Source organism: Streptomyces sp. L2, assembly GCF_004124325.1.
Classification (GTDB): Bacteria; Actinomycetota; Actinomycetes; order Streptomycetales; family Streptomycetaceae; genus Streptomyces.
Map to the genome: position 1 here is coordinate 4,887,174 of NZ_QBDT01000001.1, position 22,904 is coordinate 4,910,077.

The 22,904-nt window shown below is 72.5% G+C and carries 17 protein-coding genes; 3 read left to right on the plus strand and 14 right to left on the minus strand.

Features of this window, described 5'->3' with window-relative positions; all coding sequences use genetic code 11:
• Positions 1-31: 31 nt before the first annotated feature.
• The gene (locus DBP14_RS21825; RefSeq protein ID WP_129312012.1) at positions 32-826 is read right to left on the minus strand and encodes an ABC transporter ATP-binding protein; all 795 of its coding nucleotides are present in this window, start codon (positions 824-826) and stop codon (positions 32-34) included.
• 112 nt (positions 827-938) lie between these two features.
• Positions 939-1,847, minus strand: a complete 909-nt coding sequence (locus DBP14_RS21830) for an ABC transporter permease (RefSeq protein ID WP_129308836.1) — start codon at positions 1,845-1,847, stop codon at positions 939-941.
• A gap of 200 nt (positions 1,848-2,047) precedes the next feature.
• Between DBP14_RS21830 and DBP14_RS21835 the strand changes: the two genes are divergently transcribed.
• Positions 2,048-2,674 carry a TetR/AcrR family transcriptional regulator gene (locus tag DBP14_RS21835; protein WP_129308837.1) on the plus strand — a complete coding sequence of 209 codons (627 nt, stop codon included), beginning with the start codon at positions 2,048-2,050 and terminating at the stop codon, positions 2,672-2,674.
• A 142-nt stretch (positions 2,675-2,816) separates the two neighbouring features.
• Here DBP14_RS21835 and DBP14_RS21840 read toward each other — a convergent pair whose 3' ends face one another.
• From DBP14_RS21840 to DBP14_RS21860, 5 genes are all read right to left on the minus strand, one after another.
• Positions 2,817-3,578 (minus strand): dienelactone hydrolase family protein, encoded by a 762-nt coding sequence (locus tag DBP14_RS21840; RefSeq protein WP_129308838.1) that lies wholly within the window; start codon positions 3,576-3,578, stop codon positions 2,817-2,819.
• Between the two features lie 68 nt (positions 3,579-3,646).
• Positions 3,647-4,606 carry an ADP-ribosylglycohydrolase family protein gene (locus DBP14_RS21845; protein ID WP_129308839.1) on the minus strand — a complete coding sequence of 320 codons (960 nt, stop codon included), beginning with the start codon at positions 4,604-4,606 and terminating at the stop codon, positions 3,647-3,649.
• A gap of 40 nt (positions 4,607-4,646) precedes the next feature.
• Positions 4,647-5,627 (minus strand): UDP-glucose 4-epimerase GalE, encoded by a 981-nt coding sequence (gene galE, locus DBP14_RS21850; protein WP_129308840.1) that lies wholly within the window; start codon positions 5,625-5,627, stop codon positions 4,647-4,649.
• Between the two features lie 189 nt (positions 5,628-5,816).
• Positions 5,817-7,418 carry a glycosyltransferase family 2 protein gene (locus tag DBP14_RS21855; protein WP_129312013.1) on the minus strand — a complete coding sequence of 534 codons (1,602 nt, stop codon included), beginning with the start codon at positions 7,416-7,418 and terminating at the stop codon, positions 5,817-5,819.
• Positions 7,419-7,461: 43 nt separating this feature from the next.
• The gene (locus DBP14_RS21860; protein ID WP_241741267.1) at positions 7,462-8,661 is read right to left on the minus strand and encodes a glycosyltransferase 87 family protein; all 1,200 of its coding nucleotides are present in this window, start codon (positions 8,659-8,661) and stop codon (positions 7,462-7,464) included.
• A gap of 208 nt (positions 8,662-8,869) precedes the next feature.
• Between DBP14_RS21860 and DBP14_RS36955 the strand changes: the two genes are divergently transcribed.
• Positions 8,870-10,780: a glycosyltransferase family 39 protein gene (locus tag DBP14_RS36955; protein ID WP_347239658.1), complete on the plus strand. Its 1,911-nt coding sequence runs from the start codon at positions 8,870-8,872 to the stop codon at positions 10,778-10,780.
• On the opposite strand, the gene DBP14_RS21870 is transcribed toward DBP14_RS36955, so the two are convergent.
• Positions 10,734-11,192, minus strand: a complete 459-nt coding sequence (locus DBP14_RS21870; protein ID WP_129308842.1) for a MarR family transcriptional regulator — start codon at positions 11,190-11,192, stop codon at positions 10,734-10,736. The genes DBP14_RS36955 and DBP14_RS21870 overlap by 47 nt on opposite strands.
• Before the next feature lie 130 nt (positions 11,193-11,322).
• Between DBP14_RS21870 and DBP14_RS21875 the strand changes: the two genes are divergently transcribed.
• Positions 11,323-11,736, plus strand: a complete 414-nt coding sequence (locus DBP14_RS21875; protein ID WP_129308843.1) for an organic hydroperoxide resistance protein — start codon at positions 11,323-11,325, stop codon at positions 11,734-11,736.
• Positions 11,737-11,795: 59 nt separating this feature from the next.
• On the opposite strand, the gene DBP14_RS21880 is transcribed toward DBP14_RS21875, so the two are convergent.
• The 6 genes from DBP14_RS21880 to DBP14_RS21905 form a co-directional block, all read right to left on the minus strand.
• Positions 11,796-14,024: a bifunctional glycosyltransferase family 2 protein/CDP-glycerol:glycerophosphate glycerophosphotransferase gene (locus DBP14_RS21880; protein ID WP_129308844.1), complete on the minus strand. Its 2,229-nt coding sequence runs from the start codon at positions 14,022-14,024 to the stop codon at positions 11,796-11,798.
• An 8-nt stretch (positions 14,025-14,032) separates the two neighbouring features.
• Complete coding sequence (locus tag DBP14_RS21885; protein ID WP_129308845.1) at positions 14,033-16,234, minus strand: bifunctional glycosyltransferase family 2 protein/CDP-glycerol:glycerophosphate glycerophosphotransferase; 2,202 nt, start codon at positions 16,232-16,234, stop codon at positions 14,033-14,035.
• Positions 16,235-16,395: 161 nt separating this feature from the next.
• Complete coding sequence (locus DBP14_RS21890) at positions 16,396-18,783, minus strand: CDP-glycerol glycerophosphotransferase family protein (RefSeq protein ID WP_129308846.1); 2,388 nt, start codon at positions 18,781-18,783, stop codon at positions 16,396-16,398.
• 157 nt (positions 18,784-18,940) lie between these two features.
• Positions 18,941-19,852: a carbohydrate ABC transporter permease gene (locus DBP14_RS21895; RefSeq protein WP_129308847.1), complete on the minus strand. Its 912-nt coding sequence runs from the start codon at positions 19,850-19,852 to the stop codon at positions 18,941-18,943.
• A gap of 186 nt (positions 19,853-20,038) precedes the next feature.
• Positions 20,039-21,382, minus strand: a complete 1,344-nt coding sequence (locus DBP14_RS21900) for a sugar ABC transporter permease (RefSeq protein ID WP_129308848.1) — start codon at positions 21,380-21,382, stop codon at positions 20,039-20,041.
• A 7-nt stretch (positions 21,383-21,389) separates the two neighbouring features.
• Positions 21,390-22,772 (minus strand): ABC transporter substrate-binding protein, encoded by a 1,383-nt coding sequence (locus tag DBP14_RS21905; RefSeq protein WP_129308849.1) that lies wholly within the window; start codon positions 22,770-22,772, stop codon positions 21,390-21,392.
• Positions 22,773-22,904 lie beyond the last annotated feature (132 nt).

Consider the following 22,904-nt stretch of genomic DNA (forward strand, 5'->3'; position numbering starts at 1 on the left):
ACACGCACTGGGGAAGATGGACTTTCGGCTTCTATGGTTGCGTAACGACGGTCTTCTTGGCCGGATTCCTCTGTGTCTTGCCTGCATTGTCACTCTTGTCCCCGGTGAAGGCCTCGTACTCCTTCAGTACGTCCTCCGTCGGACCGTCCATCCGCAACTCGCCGCGCTCCAGCCACAGGACCCGCTCGCAGGTGTCGCGGATCGACTTGTTGTTGTGGCTGACCAGGAAGACCGTACCGGCCTCCTTGCGCAGCTCGCGGATCCGTTCCTCGGAACGCGTCTGAAAAGCGCGGTCGCCGGTGGCCAGGGCCTCGTCGATGAGCAGCACGTCGTGGTCCTTGGCCGCGGCGATGGAGAACCGCAGCCGGGCCGCCATGCCGGAGGAGTACGTCCGCATCGGAAGGGTGATGAAGTCGCCCTTCTCGTTGATCCCGGAGAACTCGACGATGTCGTCGTAGCGCTGCCGGATCTCCTCACGGGACATGCCCATGGCGAGGCCGCCGAGGTGGACGTTGCGTTCACCCGTGAGGTCGTTCATGAGGGCCGCGTTGACGCCGAGCAGGGAGGGCTGGCCGTCGGTGTAGATGTGGCCGTTCTCCACGGGGAGCAGGCCCGCGACCGCCTTGAGCAGCGTCGACTTGCCGGAGCCGTTGGTGCCGATCAGGCCGATCGCCTCGCCCTTGTAGGCGACGAACGACACCTTCTTCACGGCGTGCACCGTGCGGACGCCCGCCGCCTGCTCGGCCTTGCCGCGGCGCAGGATGCGGTGGAGCGCGGCGGTGGCGGAGCCGCGGCCCGCGCCGGTGCCGTTGACCCGGTAGACGATGTCGACGCGGTCGGCGACGACGGTGGGGACGGCGCTCTTCTCGTCGCGGTTCTTCTCGTCGGGGTTCTTCTTGCCGGGGTTCTTCTTGCCGGGGTTCGTCCCGTCGGTGTTCTCAGCCACGGCCGTACGTCTCCTCAGCCTTCCAGAAGTAGATGAAGCCGCCGGCGCCCGCGACCAGCGCCCAGCCGGCCGCCAGCGCCCACACGTGCGGGGGCAGCTGGGCGGCGTGGAAGCTGTCGATCAGCGCGAACCGCATGAGGTCGAGGTAGACGGCGGCCGGGTTGCACTGCAGCAGGAGCGTGACGATGTGCGCGTCCTTCCTGGTGACCGTGCCGATGCTCCACATCACGCCGGACACGTACATCCAGGTGCGCAGCACGAACGGCATCAGCTGGGCGATGTCGGGGGTCTTGGCGCCGGCCCGCGCCATGATCATCGACATGCCCGCGTTGAACACGAACTGCAGGAACAGCGCGGGCAGGGCCAGCAGCCAGGAGGCCGAGACCGGGACGCCGAAGCAGAGCAGGATGACGACCAGCGCGGCCATCGAGAACAGCAGCTGCTGGAGCTGCTGGAGGCAGAAGGAGATCGGCAGCGCGGCGCGCGGGAAGTGCAGGGCGCGGACCAGGCCGAGGTTGCCGGAGATCGCCCGGGTGCCCGCCATGATCGAGCTCTGCGTGAACGTCCAGATGAACACGCCCGTGACCAGGAAGGGGACGTAGTCCGGGACGCCCTTCTTGGTCTTCAGGAGCATGCCGAAGATGAAGTAGTAGACCGCCGCGTTCAGCAGCGGGGTCATGACCTGCCAGACCTGGCCCAGCTTCGCCTGGCTGTACTGGGCGGTCAGCTTGGCGGTGGCGAAGGCGGCGATGAAGTGGCGCCGCGCCCACAGCTGACGGACGTACTGGGGCAGGGTCGGGCGGGCCCCGCTGACCGAGAGGCCGTGTCGGGCGGCGAGCGCCGCGAGGTCGGGGGCGGCCGGGGTCTGGGTCGGGGGCGGTGTGTCGAGGACCTGGCTCACATCCGCTGCTTTCGCTCGGGTTTCACTCGGAAGGGGGTCCGGTCGTGACCGGCCGGGGGCGAGTCCGTCGCCCGCCGTTTCCTTACGCTTCTCTTCACGTTCTCTTACGTCGGAACGGGACCGTATCGTCGCAACGTGAGCGTAGGCCCATTCCGCGTCGGGACGCAACCGTTTCGTCGTAACGGCCTATGCTGGTCGGCATGACGACGAACGCCGGTGAGGCCCCGAAGCGTCCGCGCCGCCGCGCTCCGGCCGGGGCCGCCGTGCTCCGGGAGGACGTGACCGAGGCCATCCGGGCCGCCGTGTTCGAGGAACTGGCGGCCGTCGGGTACGCGCGCATGTCCATCGAGGGGATCGCGCGCCGCGCCGGCGTCGGCAAGACGGCGGTCTACCGCCGCTGGCGCTCCAAGCTGCACCTGGTCCTGGACGTGGTCTCGGCGATGGCCGTCATGGGCTTGCCGGCCCCCGACACCGGCTCACTGGAGGGCGATCTGCGCCTGCTCTACGAGGTGACGTCCCGCGCGCTGCGGCACCCGGTCGCCTCCCAGATCATCCCCGACCTCCAGGCCGAGGCCGCGCGCAACGCGGACATCGCCGAGGCACTGCAGAAGGCGCTGCGGGACGGGCAGGAGGGGGTGGCGAGCAAGGTCGTCGCGGCGGCGGAACAGCGGGGCGAGGTGCGGGCCGGAGTGGACCCGGACCTGGCGCTGGACCTCATCTCCGGGCCGCTGTACTGGCGCTCGGTCGTCATCCGCGGCGGGGGGCTGCCGCGGGGCTACCTGGATGATCTGGCCCGGGCTACGGCGGGGGCGTTGCGGGCGCTGTAGCGCTGCGCGCGGCTGGGCCGGGGGTCGGGGGCGTTCTGTTGGGTGGGATGCGCGGGTGGGTGGGGGTTTTCGCGCAGTTCCCCGCGCCCCTGCGGGTGGGTGGGGCTTTTCGCGCAGTTCCCCGCGCCCCTGGCGGGGCTTGTCAGGGGTGGTGGGGGAGTTGGGTCAGGGTTTTCAGGATTTGGGTCCAGGCGGCCTTCGATGCCTCGGGGTCGTGGGTTTCGGGGCGGTCCTCGCAGAGGAAGCCGTGGGCGGCGTGTAGGTAGGCGGTCAGTTCGTGGGTCACGCCGGCCTGGTCGAGCCGTTGGCCGAGGCGCTGCCACTCGTCGGCCGAGATCAGGAAGTCCTGGCCGCCGACCAGGCCGAGGAACGTGGTGCCGTGTCCGGCGAGGGCGGCGGCGCCGGCCGGGGACAGCGGCGGCTCGGGTTCGGCCAGCGGGATCCCGCCGTCCAGCGTCCAGCCGCCATAGCAGCTGACGACCAGGTCCAGGGGCAGCCGGGTGGCGGCGAGGACGCCCAGGTGCCCGCCGACGGAGAAGCCCACGAAGGCCCGCCCGCCCCCGGCCCCCCGCTCGGCGCCCGCCGCCAGCGCGGCCGCGGTGTCCGCGGTGACACCCTCGGCGCTCAGCCCGCCCAGCAGCCGGAAGCCCGCCTCGCGGCCCGCGTCGTCGTAGCCCAGCTCGGCGCGGCGCGCCCGGCGCCAGTAGAAGTCCGGCGCCACGGCGAGGAAGCCGGCGCCCGCCAGCCGCCGGCACACCTTCTCCACCCAGGAAGTGACGCCGAACAGCTCCATGCCCACCACCACGGTGGCCGCGGGAACTTCTTCCGAGGGCTGGGCGAAATACGCGTCCGCGCCCTCCGGCAAGCGCGTCCAACCGGCGGAGACAGGTACGGCGTCCGACATGGTTACCCCCCGAGCGATCACGAACCGGAGCACGGCGGTGCTCCGCAACGGGCAAGGGTACGCCGCCGTCACGGCCGTGACACAGGGCCCTCGTCGAGCAACCGCCCTGCCTGTTCGGCGAGTTCAGGAGCGCGGAGCGTCCGGCCGGTGAAGCCCGGCAGGGGTACGTGCAGGGCGGACGTCCAGCGTTCCGGGACGGCACGGGCGCCGTACAGCGCTCCGGCCAGGGTGCCTGTCACCGCCGCCACGGTGTCGGTGTCTCCGCCGAGGTCGATCGCCGTGCGGATCGCGTCTTCGTAGGACGTCGTCGTGCGCAGGGACCAGACCGCCGAGCCGAGGCAGGGCCAGACCGCGCCGTTGAACTCCGTGGCCAGGCCGGGATGCCAGCCGGGGGACAGGACGGCGGCGTACCGGGCGCGGTGGTCGCGGTGCAGGAACCGCAGGGTGTCCGGTACGGCGGCCACGGGGTCGCCGCCCGCCAGGGCCACCCGGACCAGCTCGTGCAGGGCGGCCGTGCCCTCCCAGGCCGCGGGGTCGCCGTGGGTGAGCGCGGAGAGCCGGCGGGCGGCGTCCATCGTGGCGTCGCGGCCCGCGCGGGCGAAGTACACGGCCGACGGTGCCGCCCGCATCAACGCCCCGTTGCCCGCGCCCCGCTGGTTCACCCGGAAGTGCCGCTCCGCCGCCGTGTCCCAGGGGTCGCCGGAGCCCAGCACCGCCTCCGTCTGCAGGCCGATGTCCTTCGGTTCGGCCGCCGCCCAGCGCTGGAAGCGGCGGAACACGTCAGGCAGATCGAGTCCGCCCCGCTCCAGCAGGGACTCGGCGACCAGGACCGCCATCTGCGTGTCGTCGGTCGCCTCCCCGGGGTCCCAGCCGCCGCCCCCGCACATCTCGCCGCCGTGCCCGGCCGTGGGGAAGCGCGCCGAGAACGCCCCCTCCGGGCCGAACTCGAAGGGCGCCCCCAGGGCGTCCCCGACGGCCGACCCCACCACGGCCCCCACGGCCCGCTCGACAACCCCCGGATCGCTCATCCGCGCAGACTACGACCCCGTACTCGTGCCTTCTGCATTCCTAGGCGCGGGCCGCTTCCGGGTGGAGGCGTACCCAGCCCTCCCAGGCCGAGCTGATCATGTCGTGGACGTCGTGGCGGGCCTTCCAGCCGAGTTCCGTGGCGATGCGGTCGGCGGAGGCGACCACGCGGGGCGGGTCGCCGGGGCGGCGGGGCGTGACGGTGGGGGCGCGGTCGTAGCCGGTGACCGCGTTGATCTGGTCCATCATCTCGCGGACGGAGACGCCCTCGCCGCGGCCGATGTTGAAGGTGAGGTCGGCGCCCGGGGCGGAGCGCAGCGCGCGGGCGACGGCCACGTGGGCGTCGGCCAGGTCGGCCACGTGGATGTAGTCCCGGATGCCGGTGCCGTCCGGGGTCGGGTAGTCGTCGCCGAAGATGCGGGGGGCCGCGCCCTCCGTGAGCTTCTCGAAGACCATCGGGACCAGGTTGAACACCCCCGTGTCGGCCAGCTCGGGCGAGGCCGACCCCGCCACGTTGAAGTAGCGCAGGGAGGCCGTCGCCAGGCCCGTGGCCCGGCCGGTCGCGCGGACCAGCCACTCACCGGCCAGCTTGGTCTCGCCGTACGGCGACATTGGCACGCACGGCGTCTCCTCGGTCACCAGCTCCACGTCGGGCATGCCGTAGACCGCGGCGGACGAGGAGAACAGGAAGGACGCCACACCGGCGTCGGTCACGGCCTCCAGCAGGACGCGCAGGCCCTCCACGTTCTGCCGGTAGTAGTGCAGCGGCAGCTCCACCGACTCGCCCACTTGCTTCTTGGCCGCCAGGTGCACGACCCCGGTGACCTCGTGCTCGGCGAGCACCCGCGCCACCCGCTCGGCGTCCAGGGTCGAGCCCTCCACCAGCGGGACGTCCTCGGGCAGCCGGGCGGCGATACCGGTGGACAGGTCGTCGTAGACCACCGTCCGCTCGCCCGCCTCGGCCATCGCCCGTACGACGTGCGCCCCGATGTAGCCGGCGCCGCCGGTGATCAGCCAGGTCATGTGCGGTCGTCTCCTCGTCGTTCGCCAGGCCGGTCGATCGCCAGACCGGTCCCTCACCAGACCGGTCCTTCACCAGGCCGGTCCGTCACCGTGCTCCTACCAGTGGTCCTGCCCAGCGGTCCTGCCCAGCGGTCCTGCCCAGCGGTCCTGCCCAGTGGTCCTGCCCAGTGGTCCTGCCCAGTCGTCTTCTCAGTGAAGCAGTCGCCGCAGGCGTCCGAGGGCCACCTTCAGCACTCCTCGGAGGCCCGGCGCCAGCCGCAGCGCCAGCGCGCCGGAGTGGGTGGCGTAGGGCTGGGCCAGCAGGACACCGTGCAGGACGCTGGGCAGGGCCCGCCTGCCCAGCCGGCCGGCGCCGGTGAGCGCGTGTGCCGTCGCCTCGCGGCACTCGCCGTCCGCGAAGTGGACGGAGACCCGCAGGTCCCAGGTGCCCGCCCCGAGCGCGGCGAGGTCCGTGGGCGCCTCGCCCGACCAGATCCCCTCGGCCGCGGCCGTCAGGGGGACCGTACGGGTCCCGGCGGCGTGCCCGTCGTCCCGGGACCTCCACTCCACGGTGACCTCGCGCGGTCCCGCCTCGGCCACCCGGCCGTACAGCTCGTGCAGGCGCAGCAGAAGCCGGCCGCCCCGCGCCCGGGGGCGCAGCTCGGCGTCCACGGCGAGCGGGAGGAGCCCGGCGGGGCGGGACAGCAGCGGGGCGAGGGAGATCTGGGGGAGGCCCGCCGACCAGACGGGGCTGCCGTCCTCGGCGCGGGCGTACGGCGGGAGCAGCCGGGCCGGACGGGCGGAGAGTTCCCGCACGCGGGGCAGGTCCCGAGGCTCGGGGGACTCCAGGATCAGCGACGCGAGCAGCCGGCCGGGCGCCCCCGCGTCGATCTCCCAGTCGCCGGCGTCGTAGCGGGCGAGATAGTCGCGGGCCTGCGTCCACCAGGCGCGCTGGTACGCCGGGTCGCGCAGCCCCAGTTCGCGGGCGTACATGCGCAGTTCGTGATCGAGGAACTTGGCCCGCGCCGCCCGGGCCAGCTCCTTCTGCCCGGCGCTCAGCAGGATGTCGTACGCCTGGGCGCACGCTTCGAGGCGCGCCTTCCAGTTCTCTATGCGCCCCCGGTCCAGGGACAGCGACAACTGCTCGGCGGTGCGCCGGACATGCCACAGGTACACGCGGTCCGGGACCAGTGCGATGCGCGGCCCGGCGGCCAGGACGCGCGCGGTGAAGACGAAGTCCTCGTAGAGGAAGCGTCCTTCGAGGAAGCGGATGCCGTTCTCGCGCAGGAAGCCGGTCCGGTACAGCTTGTTGACGCACAGCGTGTCGTGGACCAGGCGGGGCAGCCGGGACGGGTGCGCGACCGTGCTGTGCTCCGTGTAGAGGGACGCCTGCCAGGGCTGTTCGATCCCCGAGGGCAGCTCCCGGCGCACGCACAGCCCGCTCGCCACCTCGGCGCCCGTCCGCGTCGCCGCGTCCAGCAGCGCGTCCACCGCGCCGGGCGGCAGCACGTCGTCGCTGTCCAGGAACATCACGTACGGCGCCGTCACCGCGTCGATCCCGGTGTTGCGCGGGGTGCCGCAGCCGCCGCTGTTGGTCTCCCGGCGCACCACCCGCAGCCGGGGCTCGTCGGCCGCCAGGCGGTCCAGCAGGTCTGCGCTGCCGTCGGTCGAACAGTCGTCCACCGCGATGACCTCGGCCACGGCAGGTCCCTGCGCGAGCGCCGAGCGTACGGCCTCGGTCACATGGGCGGCGTCGTTGTAGCCGATGACGACGACACCGGCCCGGGGCTTCTCGTGCGGTTCGCTCAGCATGGGGTCCACAGGACGGAAGGTAGATTCGTTCGGTAATACTCTGTTAAGAGCCACTTGCCGCTCGTTCTTGAAGACGGTCGGAAACGGCCAGTGGTTGTGCCGCGGGTCCTGTCTTTACGGTCGCAGCGCGTGTCGAGCGCCACAACCGGACGAAGGACAGCACGGCTGCCGCCGCCAGCAGCCCGTTGCGGGCCAGCATCAGCAGACAGCCGGTCCAGGTGCCGGCGACCACCTCGCCGTAGGACATCGGATAGGCGAGCGTGCTCAGCGCGCTCGCCGCCAGGACCAGCACGGCCACGGGCCGCTGGCCGGTGACCCGCGAGGTCAGGCAGACGGCGGCCAGCCCGAGCAGCCAGACCAGGTACTGCGGGCTGATGACCCTGCTGGTCACCGTGAACAGCAGCACGGCGCACAGGGCCGCGTCGTACGGTGTCGCCTCGTCCCACCGCCGGGCCCGCAGCCGCCACACCACCAGCAGGACGAAGGCGACGGCCGTCAGCGCGACGGAGACCGCGCCGACGGCGGACACGTACGGACCGGTCAGCTCCATCGCGCCGTACCGGTAGCGGACCGTGCCCGGCCAGCCGGCGTGCCGCGCGAGGTTCAGGGCCGTACCACCGAGCGACTCGATCTGCACGCCCCGGCCGCCCTGTTCCCGCAGGAAGGCCAGCGGATCGCTGAACAGGACCGCGAACATCTCGAGCGAGACGGCCCCGGCCGCCGTCGCCCACGTCCACGCCGTCCGTGTCGCCCGCCCCCGGGGCATCCCCAGCAGCACCAGGGCCGGCCACACCTTCACCAGCGCGCCGAGCGCCCCGAGCACGCCGCCCACGCGCGGGAAGCGCGCCAGCGTCAACAGGGAGAGGACGGCGAACGCGGTGACCTGCACGTCGTAGCGCGCGAGCGGCAGGTGCAGCAGGAGCGGCAGGCCGCCTGTCCACAGGGCGGCGCCGAGCAGACTCCGGCGGCGCCCGCAACCCGCGCGGACCAGGGCCACCGCGATCAGCGCGTCCGCGGCCAGCGCCAGCGCGACGAACGCCTGAAAGTACGTCAACTCCGGCAGCAGGCCGGGCGCCATCAGCACCGCACCGGCGCCGGGCGGGTACTGCCACCGCGTGTCGTGCGCCGGGAACGCGCCCTGGGCCAGGACGCCGTACCAGTGGAAGTACAGCCGCCACACCTCCCGCCCCACCGAACCCCCGCCCACCAGCGGCGCGCTGTCGTGCGCGAGCAGCCACAGCATCAGCGCACGGGTGGCGAGCCAGCAGGCCGAGAGCGCGAGGACGGGCCGGGGGCGGGACGGGCGGACGGGGGCGGAGGCGGGGGCGCGCGGATCGGGCTCGTGGAGGCGGCGATTCATCACGTGCGAGCCTAAGCCGGGCGGATGGTGTATCTCTGCTGATACGCCATCAATAACCGCAAAAGGTTGGCTAATCGCAAAAGATCGGGCCGTGGTGAACATCGGGCTTCTCGTCACACAGCAGCCGCGCCGGCCGAGCGGGCAGGCGAGCCCGGAGCCGGGTGCCCGCCGGCCGCCGCCGCACACGCGGTCCGCCCTGGCCTCCGCGCGCGGGCGGCACGCCGCCGCCGTGGGCGTGCCGGCGCTGGTGATGGCCGGGCTCGGGCTGTGGGGGCTCGACCGGGGGGCGATGTGGCGCGACGAAGCGGTGTCCTTCCAGGTCGCGCGGCGTACGGTGCCGCAGATCTGGCGGCTGCTGCACGGTGTCGACGCCGTGCACGGCCTGTACTACCTCCTCATGCACGCCGTCCTCACCGTCCACCCCGGTGAGGTGGTGCTGCGGCTGCCCTCGGTGTGCGCGGCGGCGGTCACGGCGGGGCTGGTCGCCGAACTCGGCACCCGGCTGGTCCGGCCGCGGGTGGGGCTGTGGGCCGGCCTGCTGTACGCCGTCACGCCGATGGCCGGGCACTACGCGCAGGAGGGCCGCTCCTACGCCCTCGTCGCCGCCGGGGCGACCGGGGCGACGCTGCTGTTCGTCCGCGCGGTGCGTGGGGGCGGGGGGCGGCTGTGGTGGGGGTACGGCGCTGTCCTCGGACTCACCTGCTGGCTGCACGAGTTCGCCGTCCTGCTGCTGCTCGCCCACGCGGGGTCGCTGGCGCTGGCCCGGGCCGGGGCGCGGGTGTGGCGGGGGTGGGGGTGTGCGGCGGGGGCGGTGGCGGCCGGGCTGGTGCCGATGGTGGTGGTGTCGTGGGGGCAGTCGGCGCAGGTGGCGTGGTTGCGGCCGCCGACGTGGGGGACGGCGGGTGCGCTGCTGCGGGCGTTTCTGGGGCCGACGGATCTGGTGTTCGGGGTGTGTCTGTCGCTCGCGGTGCTGGGGGTGGGGGGTGTCGTGGGGCGGCGGGGGGAACTGAGCTGTGCGGGGGTGGCGTTGCCGCTGGTGGTGGTGGCGCCGGGGGTGCTGATGGTCGCTTCGCTGTTCTCGCCGCTGTATGTGGACCGGTACGTGCTGTTTGCGCTGAGCGGGGCGCCGTTGCTGGTGGCGGCGGGGGCGGAGAAGGTGGTGACGGTAGTGGCCCGACTGCGGCCCGGTGGTCGTCGCGTGCGGGGGCGCTCCGCTGGTTCGGGGGCGGTGGGGGCTGGTGCCGTCGGCCGGGTGCGGCCCGGTGGTCGTCGTGTGCCCACCCTCCCCCACTCTCGGCTTCGCTCGAGCGGGGGGACCCCCATCGCCCTGCGGAACGCCTGCCCACACGACGACGGGAGACTGCACGGGCGACCGGTGCGGCAGGCACACGACGACGGCGTGTTGGGAGGGCGGCCGGCGCGGCAGGTCGACGACGGCTTGTTGGGGGGGTGGCCGGTGGTGAGGGGGAGCCTGCTCGCTCTGGTTGGTGTGGTGTTTGTCGGGGCTGGGCTTGTTCATCAGTTGCCCCTGCTCGAAGAGGATCGGTTGCCTGGGGGGCGGGCTGATGATTTGGGTGGGGTTTCTCGGGTGGCTGGGCGGGAGGTGCGGGCGGGGGACGCGGTGTTGTTCGTGCCCGGGGCCGGGCGGAACGCGGCGCTGGCGTATCCGGGGGCGTTCAAGGGGGTGCGGGATGTCGCGCTGGCGCGGGGCGCTGCCGTGTCCGGGACCCTGTACGGGCGGGAGGTGGGGGCCGCCGAGCTGCTCGGACGGATGCGGCGCCTCGACCGGGTGTGGGTGGTGGGCGACCCGAAGCTGCTGGCGGGGCGGTACCCGGCCGAGACCCCTGTCGAGCGGGCCGAGGTGGCGGCGCTCGGCGCACACTTCGTGGGGGTCGCCCAGGCCAGGTCCGGCGAGGTGACCGTACGGCTGTACGTGCGGTGGGACGGGGCCCCGGCTAGCGGGAGCCCGGTGCCGCCGCGGCCGCGTCCAGAGCGGTGGTGAGCCGGTCCAGCCGCTCGCGCAGCTCGGTGATCTCGTCAACCTGGAAGCCCGTGGCCGACATGATGCGGCGCGGCACCTCCAGCGCCCGCTCCCGCAGGGCCGCCCCCTCCTCGGTGAGCAGCACCCGCACCGACCGCTCGTCCAGCGCGCTGCGCTCCCGCCGCACCAGGCCCGCCGCCTCCAGCCGCTTGACCAGCGGGGACAGCGTGCCGGAGTCGAGGCGCAGATGCTCGCCGAGCTTCTTGACCGGCAGCTCGCCCTGCTCCCAGAGCACCAGCATCACCAGGTACTGCGGGTAGGTGAGCCCGAGGTCCTTGAGGAGTACGCGGTACACGCCGTTGAAGGCGCGGGACGCCGCGTGCAGGGAGAAGCAGATCTGGCGGTCCAGGCGGAGCCACTCCGTGTCGGTCATGTCCCCAGGGTAACTCCCCGGGCCATTCAGTTGTGTGCAATTTAATTGTGTGCTCTACTTGTGGTCGCAAGGAACCCGCGCGGAACCCGCGTGATCACACCGAACTCACACCCGAGAGGGATGGTCCCCCATGGACGCGCTCTACACCGCTGTCGCCACCGCAACCCACGGCCGCGAGGGCCGCGCCGTCTCCTCCGACGGCCGGATCGACCTCGCCCTGGCCATGCCGGTGGAGCTGGGCGGCAACGGCCAGGGCAGCAACCCCGAGCAGCTGTTCGCCGCCGGTTACGCCGCCTGCTTCGGCAGCGCCCTCGGCCTCGTCGGCCGCCAGGCCAAGGTGGACGTCAGCGACGCGGCCGTCACCGCCGAGGTCGGCATAGGCAAGCAGGGCGAGGGCTTCGGCCTGAAGGTGACGCTGCGCGTCGAGCTGCCCGGGACCGTGGACGAGGAGACCGGCCGCAAGCTCGTCGAGGCCGCCCACCAGGTGTGCCCCTACTCCAACGCCACCCGCGGCAACATCGAGGTCGACCTCGTCATCGAGTGACACAGGGATGAGTGCGGGGTGCCGGTCCCAGGAGACGGGACCGGCACCCCGCACCGCGTCTACGCCGACGCCAGCGCGTCCCGCTCCGGCGCCCGGCCCTGCCCCGGGATCCGTACGTGCGGCGGACTCTCCATCGGCTCACCCAGCAGCAGGGTCCGTACGACCCGCTCCGCCGCGCGCCCGTCGTCGTAGGCGCAGAACCGCGTCCGGAAGTCCGCCCGCAGCCGCGCCGACTCCTCGTCCCGCCACGAACCGGAGGTGAACAGCCAGGCCAGCTCCCGGTAGGAGCGGGAGACATGGCCGGGTGCCTCGGCCGTGATGTCGAGGTAGGTGCCGCGGCTCGCGGTGTACGCCTCCCAGTCGTCGGCGTGCACGACGACCGGCCGGTCCAGGTCGGCGTAGTCGAACATGATCGACGAGTAGTCGGTGACCAGCGCGTCCGAGGCGAGCATGACCTCCTCGGCGTGCGGTTCGTCGGTCGCGTCGACCACGATCCCGCGCCGCGCCAGCTCACTCAGCCCCATCCCGCGCGCCGGCCCCGCCGCCAGCGTCGGATGCAGCCGGACGACCAGCGTGTGCCCCTCGCCGAGGTCGGCCGCGAACCGGGCCAGGTCGAACCGGTCGGCGTGCCCGCCACGCCGGTAGTCCCGGCGGGTCGGCGCGTACAGCACCACCGTGTGGTCCTCCGGGATGCCGTGCCGCAGCCGGAACGACGCCCCGGCCGCCGGGTCGGTGCGCGAGGTCACCAGCACGTCGTTGCGGGGGCTGCCGGTGCGCACCGAGGTGAAGTGGCAGGGGTAGGCCCGCTCCCACACCAACTCGGAGTGCTGGTTGGCGACCAGGCTGTAGTCCCACCGGTCGGCCCGGCGCAGCATCTGCGGCACGTCGAAGCCGAGCCGGGCGCCGGGCTTGCCCAGCAGGTCCGCGCCCATGTACTTCAGCGGCGTGCCCTGGTGGGTGTGGATGTACACGCTGCCGGGCCGCTTGGCCGGCGTGGCGGGCCAGTTGACGTCGTTGACGAAGAACTTCGCCCGCGCGGCCAGTTCCAGACAGCGCCGGGAGTCCACGAGCACGTGCTCCACACCAGGCGGCAGCTGCTCGGCCGCCTCCTCGTCCCGGACCACCCACACCCCGCGCAACTGCGGGGCGATCTCCTGCGCCTTGTAGTAGACGGCCGCCGGATCGCCCAGCAGACCCCGGTGCGAGGACGCCGAGTACAGCACCAGGTGCTCGTCCAGCGGGCGGCGCGCGTGCAGGGCGGCCCAGCCCCGCCGGCCCCGCGCGGCCGCCGTCCGGCGTGCCTGCGCGGCCCGCCGCCCGGCCTCCCGCCCCGCGCGGCCGGCCTGCCGGCGCAGCCGGTACATCGCGTACGTGCCCTCCAGCACCGCGACCTCGCCCTCGGCCCGGACACCCTCGGGCCGGTGCGCGCGGAACATCTCGGCGGTACGGCGGAAGAACTCGGCCTTGTCGCCGGGCGGCAGCCGGTCCGGCTTGGCGAGGATGTCCAGGCAGTGCTCACCCATCTTGCGGTGCAGGTACGGCCGCCACGTCCACAGCTCCTCGTACGCGTCGACGAACGCGAACACCCGCGCGTACTGGTCGTGGATGTCGAAGTGCTTGCGGCTGGTCGTGGACAGGATGTTGCCCTGCCGGCGCTGCCGGTAGTTCAGGCAGATCCGGTCCAGGGTGGCGATCCGGCCGGCGCTGAGCAGCACCGGGAACGTCCACGGGGTGTCCTCGTAGTAGCCGGGCGGGAACTCGAAGCCGTGGGCCTCGGTGAAGTCCCGCCGGTACACCTTGTTCCACACCACCATCAGCAGGTCGAGGATCTCCGGGTACTCGCCCACCGTGAACGTGCCGTCGCCGGCCTCCGCGAGGATGTGCGCGAGGACGTTGCGCCGGGTGCCGCCCCACCAGTAGGTGCGCGCGTAGTCGAAGACCAGCACGTCCGGGTCGCCGGCCTCGCCGAGCCGGTCGGCCATGGCCCGCAGCGCGCCCGGGGTGAGAGTGTCGTCGCTGTCCAGGAAGAACAGGTAGTCGCCGGTGGCGTGCGGCATCCCGGCGTTGCGGGCACGGCCCAGCCCGACGTTCTCCGGCAGGTGCAGCACCTTCACGCGCGGGTCACGGGCCGCGTACTCGTCGAGGATCGCGCCGCAGCCGTCCGGGGAGCAGTCGTCGACGGCGATCAGCTCGATGTCCTCGTAGGACTGCCCGAGCACCGAGTCGAGGCATTCGCGCAGGAAGCCCTGCACCTTGAAGCAGGGGACGATGACGCTGAAACGGGGCACGGCTTCAGTCAGCTCCTCACGAGGGACGCGGCTGCGGGGGCGGGGACGCGCTCCGCGAGCGGGATCACGGGCGGGATCGCCTCCGGCGGTTCGCCGAGCAGCACCCGCCGTACGACACGTTCGGCGGCCAGACCGTCGTCGAACTGGCAGAACCGCTCCCGGAACGCGGCCCTGAGCGCTCTCGACTCCGCGCCCGCGTGCTCGCCGTCGCGGAAGATCCGGGCCAGCTCCTCCGGGGTGCGGGCCACCGGTCCGGGCGGCTCGGCCATCAGGTCGAAGTACACGCCGCGGGTCTCCTGGTAGACCTCCCAGTCGTCGGCGTACACGACGATCGGCCGGTCCAGGTTGGCGTAGTCGAACATGATCGACGAGTAGTCGGTGACCAGCGCGTCCGCGGCCAGGCACACGTCCTCCGAGGAACGGTGCCCGGTGACGTCGATGATCCGGCCGGAGCTGCGGGCGCGGCCCCGGTCGTAGAAGTAGTGGGCGCGCAGCAGGACGACGACGTCCTCGCCGGCCGCCGCGCAGAACGCCTCCAGGTCCAGGCCCGTCTCGAAGCCGGTGTGGTGGTCGCGGTGGGTCGGGGCGTACAGCACGGCCGTCTTGCCCTCGGGCACGCCCAGCTCGCGCCGGATCCGGGCCACGTCCTCGCCGGTCGCCGTGCAGTACACGTCGTTGCGCGGATAGCCGTACTCCAGGTGCTCGTAGGAGCCGGGGAAGGCCCGCTCCCACATCTGCGTGGAGTGGCGGTTGGAGGACAGGTTGAAGTCCCAGCGGTCCACCCGGCCGAGCAGCTTGGTGAAGCTGCCGGACCGCGCGGCCACCACCGGGTGCGTCGACTGGTCCACGCCCATGTGCTTCAGCGGGGTGCCGTGCTGCGTCTGCACGTGCACGCTGCCGCGCCGCTTGACGACACCCTCGGCGAAGTTGGCGTTGTTGAACAGGTAGGTGGCGCGGGCCAGCACCTCCCAGTAGCGGCGCGAGCCGATCACCACGTGCTCCACGTCCCGAGGCATCGCGTGCGCCTGGTCCGCCTCGACCAGGAACACCGAGCGGATGTGCGGGGCGAGTTCGCGGGCCTTGGCGTGGATCGCCGCCGGGTTGCAGGCGTAGCCCCGGCCCCAATAGGCGCAGAACACCGCCAGGTGGGGATCCAGCGGGCGGCGCAGGTCACGGGCGTAGCGCAGCCGGGTGCGCAGCATGCGGGGGCGGGGCAGCCGCTCGGCGGCGCGGGCGGCGACCCGGTTGGCGCCGCGCAGCGCCCGGAACGCGGTGTACGCGCCGGTGGCGAGCAGCCGGTGCTGGACACCCAGGCTGCCGCCCGGCACCCGGTGCCCGGCCGGCCGGTGCCGCCGGTACAGCCGTCCGGCGCGGCGGAAGAACGCGCGGTGCCCGGACGGCAGCCGCTCCGGGCGGGACGCCGTCTTCAGTACCTGCGTGAAGAGCTGCTCGAACAGCGGCCCGGTCCGCTCGGCGGGCAGCGCGCGCTCGGCGGCCCGGGTCAGCACCAGCTCCACCTGGTCCAGCAGGGCGTGCTGCTGCGGGCCCGGCAGGTTCAGCCGGCTGCCCTGCCGCCGCAGCCGGTGCCGTACGACCGCCGAGCGCAGCACCGCGACCCGCTGGGCGGCGATCGTCACCAGGCCGCCCCAGCCCAGGTCCGTGAAGTGGCTGTCGGGGAACGTCAGTTCGTGCTCGGTGAGGAAGGTGCGGCGGTAGACGGCGCTCCACGCGGGGAACTGCACACCCGTCAGCCCCGGCAGCGCGGCCGGTGCGAAAGCCCCCTTCGGCGCGGTGGCCAGCAGCGGGGCGAGCGGGTTCGTCGGCTCGCCCTCCCACCACGGGGCCCGCTCGTGCTCGGTGTACAGCACGTCCACCCCGGCGGTCTCGGTCAGCCGCGCGTCCAGCGCCGCCAGGGAGCCCGGCAGCAGGACGTCGTCGCCGTCCAGGAACAGCAGGTACGCGCCGGTCGCCGTCCGCATCCCGGCGTTGCGCGCCCCGCCGAGTCCGGCGCTGGGCGGCGAGTCGACCGGGGTCACCCGGGAGTCCCGCTCGGCGTAGCCGGCGGCCACGGCGGCGGCCGGGGTGCCGGGGCTGTCGCAGACCGGGATCAGCTGCAGGTCGCCGAAGGACTGGCCGAGGACGGAGTCCAGCGCCTGGGACAGCCGGCCGGCGACCCCGTGGGACGGGACGATGATGCTGAAGCGGGGCATTCTGTTCTCTCTGTTGTCATGCCTGTTGTCGTGCGTGTCGTCATGCGTTTCGTCATGCGGGAACGGCCGGGCCGTCCTGCCGGACGCCAGGTGGACGGCCGGGTCGGCGTGGGCCGGGACGTGTTGCGGGGCACGGGAACTCCCGGAAGGTCAAACGGCGTTCAGCGGCTCTCGGTGACGGTCGGCGAACCGGAAGCTTGCGGTGAGGCGCCCGGCCGGCTGTCGTACGGCTGCTCCACCGCACCCGTCCGGGTGCCCGGGGGACGCTCCGCCATGCCCGGCCGCGACCCGGAACAAGGCTCGTCCGGACGGACCCCGGGGGGCTGCTCCACCGTGGTCAGCGGGGCACGCGCCGCCCCGGACGCGGCCGCCGGCACCGGCCGCCGCTCCGCGAGCGGCACCACCGCCGGCAGCCCCTCCCGCTCGCCCAGCACGACATGCCGTACGACGCGTTCGGCGGCGCTCCCGTCGTCGTACGGGCAGAACCGCTCGCGGAACGCGGTCCGCAGCTGGGCGGAGCGCGAGCCGCGCCAGTGCCCGGTGGCGAAGATGTCGATCAGCTCGTCCTCGCTGCGGGCCACCGCCCCCGGCGGGCAGGCCCGCAGGTCGAGGTAGGTGCCCCGGGACGCCTCGTAGGCCTCCCAGTCCTCGGTGTGCACCACGATCGGCCGGTCCAGGTTGGCGTAGTCGAACATGATCGACGCGTAGTCGGTGACGAGCGCGTCCGAGGCGAGGCACAGGGACTCCACGCTCGGGTGCCCGGTGACGTCGATGATCCGGATGCCCGCGTCGGCCGGACCGTCCTGCGTCGCGTGCGTGCGGGCCAGGATCACGTAGCGCGGGCCCAGCCGGCGCACGATCCGCTCCAGGTCGAGCAGCGGGCGCTGGGTGCGCCGGTGGTCGCGGTACGCGGGCGCGTACAGGATCGCCACCGCGTCCTCGGGGATGCCGAGGGACGCGCGCAGCCGGGCCACGTCCGCCGAGGTGGCCCGCTGGAAGACGTCGTCGCGGGGGTGGCCGTACTCCAGGGTGGTGTAGCGGCCGGGCAGGACCCGCTCCCAGGTCAGGGTGGAGTGCCGGTTGCCGGAGAGCAGGTGGTCCCACGTGTCGGCGGCGTCCAGGAGGCGCGCGAAGTCCGTGTCCCGGGCGGCCGCCGGACGCTCCTGGAGGTCGAGGCCCTGGTGCCCCAGCGGGGTGCCGTCCGGCGTCCGCACGAACACCTGGCCGGGGCGCTTGCGCAGCCGGGCGTCGATGTCGCCGTCGCTCACCAGGTACCGGGAACGGGCCAGCGCCGTCCAGTAGGCGGCCGTACCCGGACGCAGCCGGCGCGGGCCCGGCGGGACCATGCGCTGGAACTCGGGGCGGGCGATCCAGGCGGTGCGCACGTGCGGGGCGTGCGCCCGGAACGCCTCCTCCAGCGCGCCCGGGTCACCGCCGTGCCCCTGTCCGTCCCGGACGGCGAACACCGCCCGGTCGGCGCGCACAGGCAGCCGCGACTGGACCCGGTAGTGCAGCCGGAGCACGGCGGTGCGCAGCGCGCGGGCCGACGTGACGGCGGCCTTGACCGTACGACGGCGCAGGGCCGAGGCGAGCCGCAGCGCGCGGAAGGTGCGGTGCAGGCCGAAGCGGATCAGGGCGTGCCGCAGCCGGGAGTGCCGCGGGGCCGTGACCCCGGGCACCCGGTAGCGGCGGTAGTGCGCGCGGGCGGTGCGCAGGAACCTGGCGCGGCTGCCGCGCGGCAGCCGGTCCCGGCGGGTGAACACCGTCGCGTAGTGGTCCACCATCCGGCGGAACAACTCCGGCCGCCACCGGTCCAGTTCGGGATGCCCGTCGACGTACGCGAACACCCGGTCGTACTGGGCGAACACGTCGAAGTGCCTGTCGCTGGTGGTGCGCAGGATGTTGCCCTGCCGGCGCTGCCGGTAGTGCACGCACACCCGGTCCAGGGTGGCGATCGACTCCGCCGCCATCAGCACCGGGAACGTCCACGGGGTGTCCTCGTAGTAGCCCGGCGGGAACGTGAACCCCTCCCGCTCGACGAACTCCCGCCGGTACGCCTTGTTCCAGGCGACCATCAGCACCCGCAGCAGCGCCGGCCGGTCCGCCAGCCGGAACGGCGCCGGGCCCTGCTCGGTCAGCAGACCGGAGAGCTGGTTGCGGACCGCCTCGCCCGTCCAGAAGGTGCGCGCGTAGTCGTGGACCAGCACGTCCGGCTCACCGGTCTCCTTGATCCGGTCGGCGATCGCGCCGAGCGCGCCCGGGGTGAGCGTGTCGTCGCTGTCCAGGAAGAGCAGGTAGTCGCCCGTCGCCTGCGCCATCCCGGCGTTGCGGGCCCGGCCCAGGCCCTGGTTCTCCGCCAGGTGCAGCGGCTTCACGCGGGCGTCGCGGGCGGCGTACTCGTCGATCAGCGCGCCGCAGGCGTCCGGCGAACGGTCGTCGACGGCGATGAGTTCCAGATCCGGGTACGACTGGGACAGCACCGAGTCCAGGCACTCGGACAGGTACGCCTGGACCTTGTACGCGGGGACGATGACACTGAACCTGGGCAAGGGACATCCATGGGGTCGGCTCGGCGCGGGCGTTCTGCCCGGGAACGGCCGATGGAGTGACTTGGTTACGGCTCGTACGTCATGTGGGGGACAGCGGGCACGGCGAAGGGGACAGACCCGGTGCGGCCCGCCCCCTTGAAAAAGCCCTGTTCGGCGGCTACTTGACGGCTCCCGCCATCACGCCGGACACGAACTGCCGCTGGAACGCGAAGAACACGGCCAGCGGGATCACCATGGAGATGAACGCACCGGGTGCCAGCACGTCGATGTTGCTGCCGAACTGCCGTACCTGCGTCTGCAGGGCGACCGTGATCGGCTGCGAGCCGGACTTGGTGAACACCAGCGCGACCAGCATGTCGTTCCACACCCACAGGAACTGGAAGATGCCGAGGCTCGCGATCGCGGGCCCGCCGAGCGGCATCACCACCCGGGCGAACAGCCGCAGTTCACCGGCCCCGTCCAGGCGGGCCGCCTCCAGCAGTTCGCGGGGGATCTCCGCGAAGAAGTTGCGCAGCAGGAACACCGCGAAGGGCAGACCGAACCCGGTGTGGAACAGCACCACACCCAAGATCGTCCCGAACAGGCCGATCTTGCCGAACAGTTCGGCGATCGGGATCAGCGCCACCTGCACGGGCACCACCAGCAGGCTGACCACGCCCAGGAACCACCAGTCCCGCCCCGGGAACTCCATCCAGGCGAACGCGTAACCGGCGAGCGAGCCGATCACCACGACCAGCAGCGTGGCCGGAACCGTGATCAGCACGGTGTTCAGCAGCGAGTTGGTGATGTCGCTGTTCTCCAGCAGCTTCTGGTAGCTGTCGAAGGTCAGCTGGGACGGCTTGGTGAACACGTTCCACCAGCCGTTCGCGCTCATCTCCGCCGGGGCGCGCAGCGAGGAGATCAGCAGGCCGATGGTCGGCACCAGCCAGAACAGCCCGACGACGATCAGGAAGACGCGGACCAGCCCGCCGCTCAGCTTCTCGGTGATCCTCGCTCCGAGCGACTGCCGCGCCTTCACGGGCGCCCCGGCGGCCGCCACCTTCCCGACACTCGAAGCGGTAGCCGTCATCGCCTGACCTCCCGCCTGAGCCGACGGTTGTTCCTGTGCTCACCCGGGGGGCGGCCCCCGGGCGCCCGGCGGGGCAGGGGTGCGTGTGGCTTCATCGCCTGACCTCCCGCCTGAGCCGACGGTTGTTCCTGTGCTCACCCGGGGGGCGGCCCCCGGGCGCCCGGCGGGGCAGGGGTGCGTGTGGCTTCATCGCCTGACCTCCCGCCGCAGCCTGCGAATGTTGAACAGCATCACCGGGATCACCAGGAGCAGCAGGAACACCGCGATGGCGCTGGCGACGCCCGGCCGGCCCTCCGAGAAGCCCTTGCGGTACAGCTCCAGCGCGAGCACGTTCGCGTCGTCCTGGGAGGAGCCCGGCGCGATGATGTAGACGAGGTCGAACACCTTCAGCACGTTGATCATCAGGGTGACCACGACCACCGCCAGCACCGGTGCCAGCAGCGGCACCGTGACCTTCCGGAACACCTGCCACTCGTTGGCCCCGTCCACGCGCGCCGCCTCCAGCAACTCCCGCGGCACGCCCGCCAGCCCGGCCGCGATCAGCACCATCGCGAAGCCCGCCCACATCCACACGTACGAGCCGATGATCGCCGGCGTGACCAGCGTCGGCCCCAGCCAGTCGACCCCGTTGTACGGCTCCCTGAAGTTGCTCGCCGGAAGCCGCAGTCGAGCCCCGTCGGCCGTACCGGGCAGCGTGAAGGTGCCGTCGTCCGCGGCCGTCGTCGAGGCCACGACCTTGCCGTCCCTCACCGCCTCGATCCGCATCCCGGCGTAGCCCAGCTCGGACGGGTCGGGCGCGCCCAGCCGGCCCACGCCCTTGCCGCGCGTGAAGTCCTGCCAGGTCGTGCCGGTGACCTTCCCCGGCTCCGGCTTCGCCGCGACCGCCTTCTTCGCGTCGCCCGGCATCTGGTCGGGTGCGACACCGACCAGAGGCAGCCGCACCACCTGCCCGGTGTGCACCGGTGAGGCGGTGAGGAAGCTGCCCGCGTCCGGCTTCAGTGGCGACTGGCGGCCCGGGTGCGCCTTGGGGAACGCCGACGACTGCGCGAACGTGTCGTGCACCCCCACCCACACCGCGTTGGCGACCCCCTTGTCCGGGCTCTGGTCGTACACCAGCCGGAAGATGATCCCGGCCGCCAGCATCGAGATCGCCATCGGCATGAAGACGACCAGCTTGAACGCCGTGCCCCAGCGCACCCGTTCGGTCAGCACCGCGAAGACCAGACCGAGCGCGGTGGACACCGTAGGCGCGAACACCACCCAGATGACGTTGTTCTTCAGCGCCGTACGGATGCCGTCGTCCGTGAAGATCGCCTTGTAGTTGTCGAAGCCCGCGAACCCGCCACCCGAGTCGGCGGAGAAACTGCGGACGAGCGAGTACCCGATCGGGTAGACCACGAGCGCGCCCAGCAGCACCAGCGCGGGCAACAGGAACAGCGCTGCCACCGCCTTGCGGGTGCCGGTCACGCTCTTGCGACCGCGGGGCGCGGCGGGGCCCGGTGGGGCCCCGGCCGCCGCTGCCGACGCCATGGCCGGACTACCGCCCGGTCCCGTACGCGGCCGCCGCGTCCTTCTCCAGCTTCGCCTGCGTCCCCGCCACGTCCTTCGGGTTCTTCAGGAAGTCCTGCAGGTCCTTCCACTCGCCCTTGCCGGGGGTGCCGCCGAACGCCTGCGGGGCCTGGTCGGACATGTCGAACCGGAAGTCGTCGCCGGAGGCGATCAGCGCCTTCGCGATCGTCTGCTGGACCGTGTTCGGGTACGCCGAGACCGGCACGTTCTTGTTCGGCGAGAGATAGCCGCCGAGCTTCGCCTGGATCGTCGCCGCGTCCGGCGAGGCCAGGAACGTGGCCAGCGCCTGCGCCGCCTTGGAGTCCTTCAGGATGACGGCCGCGTCACCACCGGAGACCACCGGCGCGGTCGAACCGACCGCCGGGAACGGGAACACCTTCGCGTCCGTGCCCACCTTCGCCTTGGTGTCGCCGATGTTGACCTGCGCGAAGTCACCCTCGTAGACCATCGCCGCCTTCGGCTGGTCGCCACCGGTGAACGTCTGCGTCACCGACGCGGGGAACTCCGTCTGCAGCGCGCCGTCCGCGCCGCCCGCCACATAGTCCTTCTTGCCCCAGACCTGCGCGAGCGTCGTCAGGGCCTGCTTCACCGACGGATCGGTCCACTTGATCTTGTGCTGGGCGAGCTGGTCGTACTTCTCCGGACCCGCCTGGGACAGATAGACGTTCTCGAACCAGTCCGTCAGCGTCCAGCCGTCCGCGCCGCCCACCGAGAACGGCGTCACCCCCGAGTCGTACACGGCTTGCGCCGTCTTCATCAGGTCCTGCCAGGTCTTGGGCTCCTTGGCGCCCGCGTTCTCGAAGACCTTGGCGTTGTACCAGATCAGCGACTTGTTGGCCGCCTTGTAGTACACGCCGTACTGCTTGCCGCCGACCTTGCCGATGTCCTGCCAGCCCTGCGAGTAGTTCTTCCGCAACTCCTTCAGGGCGTCCGGGCCGAGCGGCTTGGCCCAGTTCTTCTGCACCGCCTGCTTGATGGCGCCCGGCTGCGGCAGCATCGCCACGTCCGGCGGCTGACCGCCGGCGATCTTCGAGCCGAGGAAGTTGATGATCGGGTCCTGCGCCGGCACGAAGGTCACCTTCGCCCCGGTGCGCTTCTCGAACTCCGCGAGGACCTTCTTGAAGTTGGCCTGCTCGGTGCCGGTCCAGACGGCGGCGACCTCCAGGTGCGCGCCGTCCAGCTTCGGCAGCGAGACCGTCGAACCGCCGCCGCCCGGCCCGCTGCTCTTCCCGCCGTCGTCCTTCTTGTCACTGCTGCCCGAGCAGGCGGTGAGCGCGAGGGCTCCCGCGAGGAGGGCGGCGAGTGCCGTGGCGGCCCTGTGTGTCCGGATGGTGTCGCTCTTGCTGCGCATCACTGCCCCGTTCTTCGTTCGCCGTTGAACGTCCGAGCGCTTCCGTGCGCTCCGGTCTACGCCGGGCCCCTTAAGGGCGGCAAGAGCGCCTGCGGCACCGACCGGGTGATCGTGACCGGCTCGTGACCGGGG

Excerpts from the sequence above, each read along its gene's own strand:
- DBP14_RS21835 (WP_129308837.1), top strand. The coding sequence starts at position 2,048 with ATGACGACGAACGCCGGTGAGGCCCCGAAGCGTCCGCGCCGCCGCGCT.
- DBP14_RS21840 (WP_129308838.1), bottom strand. The coding sequence starts at position 3,578 with ATGTCGGACGCCGTACCTGTCTCCGCCGGTTGGACGCGCTTGCCGGAG.
- DBP14_RS21845 (WP_129308839.1), bottom strand. The coding sequence starts at position 4,606 with ATGAGCGATCCGGGGGTTGTCGAGCGGGCCGTGGGGGCCGTGGTGGGG.
- galE (WP_129308840.1), bottom strand. The coding sequence starts at position 5,627 with ATGACCTGGCTGATCACCGGCGGCGCCGGCTACATCGGGGCGCACGTC.
- DBP14_RS21855 (WP_129312013.1), bottom strand. The coding sequence starts at position 7,418 with ATGCTGAGCGAACCGCACGAGAAGCCCCGGGCCGGTGTCGTCGTCATC.
- DBP14_RS21860 (WP_241741267.1), bottom strand. The coding sequence starts at position 8,661 with ATGCTGTGGCTGCTCGCGCACGACAGCGCGCCGCTGGTGGGCGGGGGT.
- DBP14_RS21870 (WP_129308842.1), bottom strand. The coding sequence starts at position 11,192 with ATGACCGACACGGAGTGGCTCCGCCTGGACCGCCAGATCTGCTTCTCC.
- DBP14_RS21875 (WP_129308843.1), top strand. The coding sequence starts at position 11,323 with ATGGACGCGCTCTACACCGCTGTCGCCACCGCAACCCACGGCCGCGAG.
- DBP14_RS21885 (WP_129308845.1), bottom strand. The coding sequence starts at position 16,234 with ATGCCCCGCTTCAGCATCATCGTCCCGTCCCACGGGGTCGCCGGCCGG.
- DBP14_RS21895 (WP_129308847.1), bottom strand. The coding sequence starts at position 19,852 with ATGACGGCTACCGCTTCGAGTGTCGGGAAGGTGGCGGCCGCCGGGGCG.
- DBP14_RS21900 (WP_129308848.1), bottom strand. The coding sequence starts at position 21,382 with ATGGCGTCGGCAGCGGCGGCCGGGGCCCCACCGGGCCCCGCCGCGCCC.
- DBP14_RS21905 (WP_129308849.1), bottom strand. The coding sequence starts at position 22,772 with ATGCGCAGCAAGAGCGACACCATCCGGACACACAGGGCCGCCACGGCA.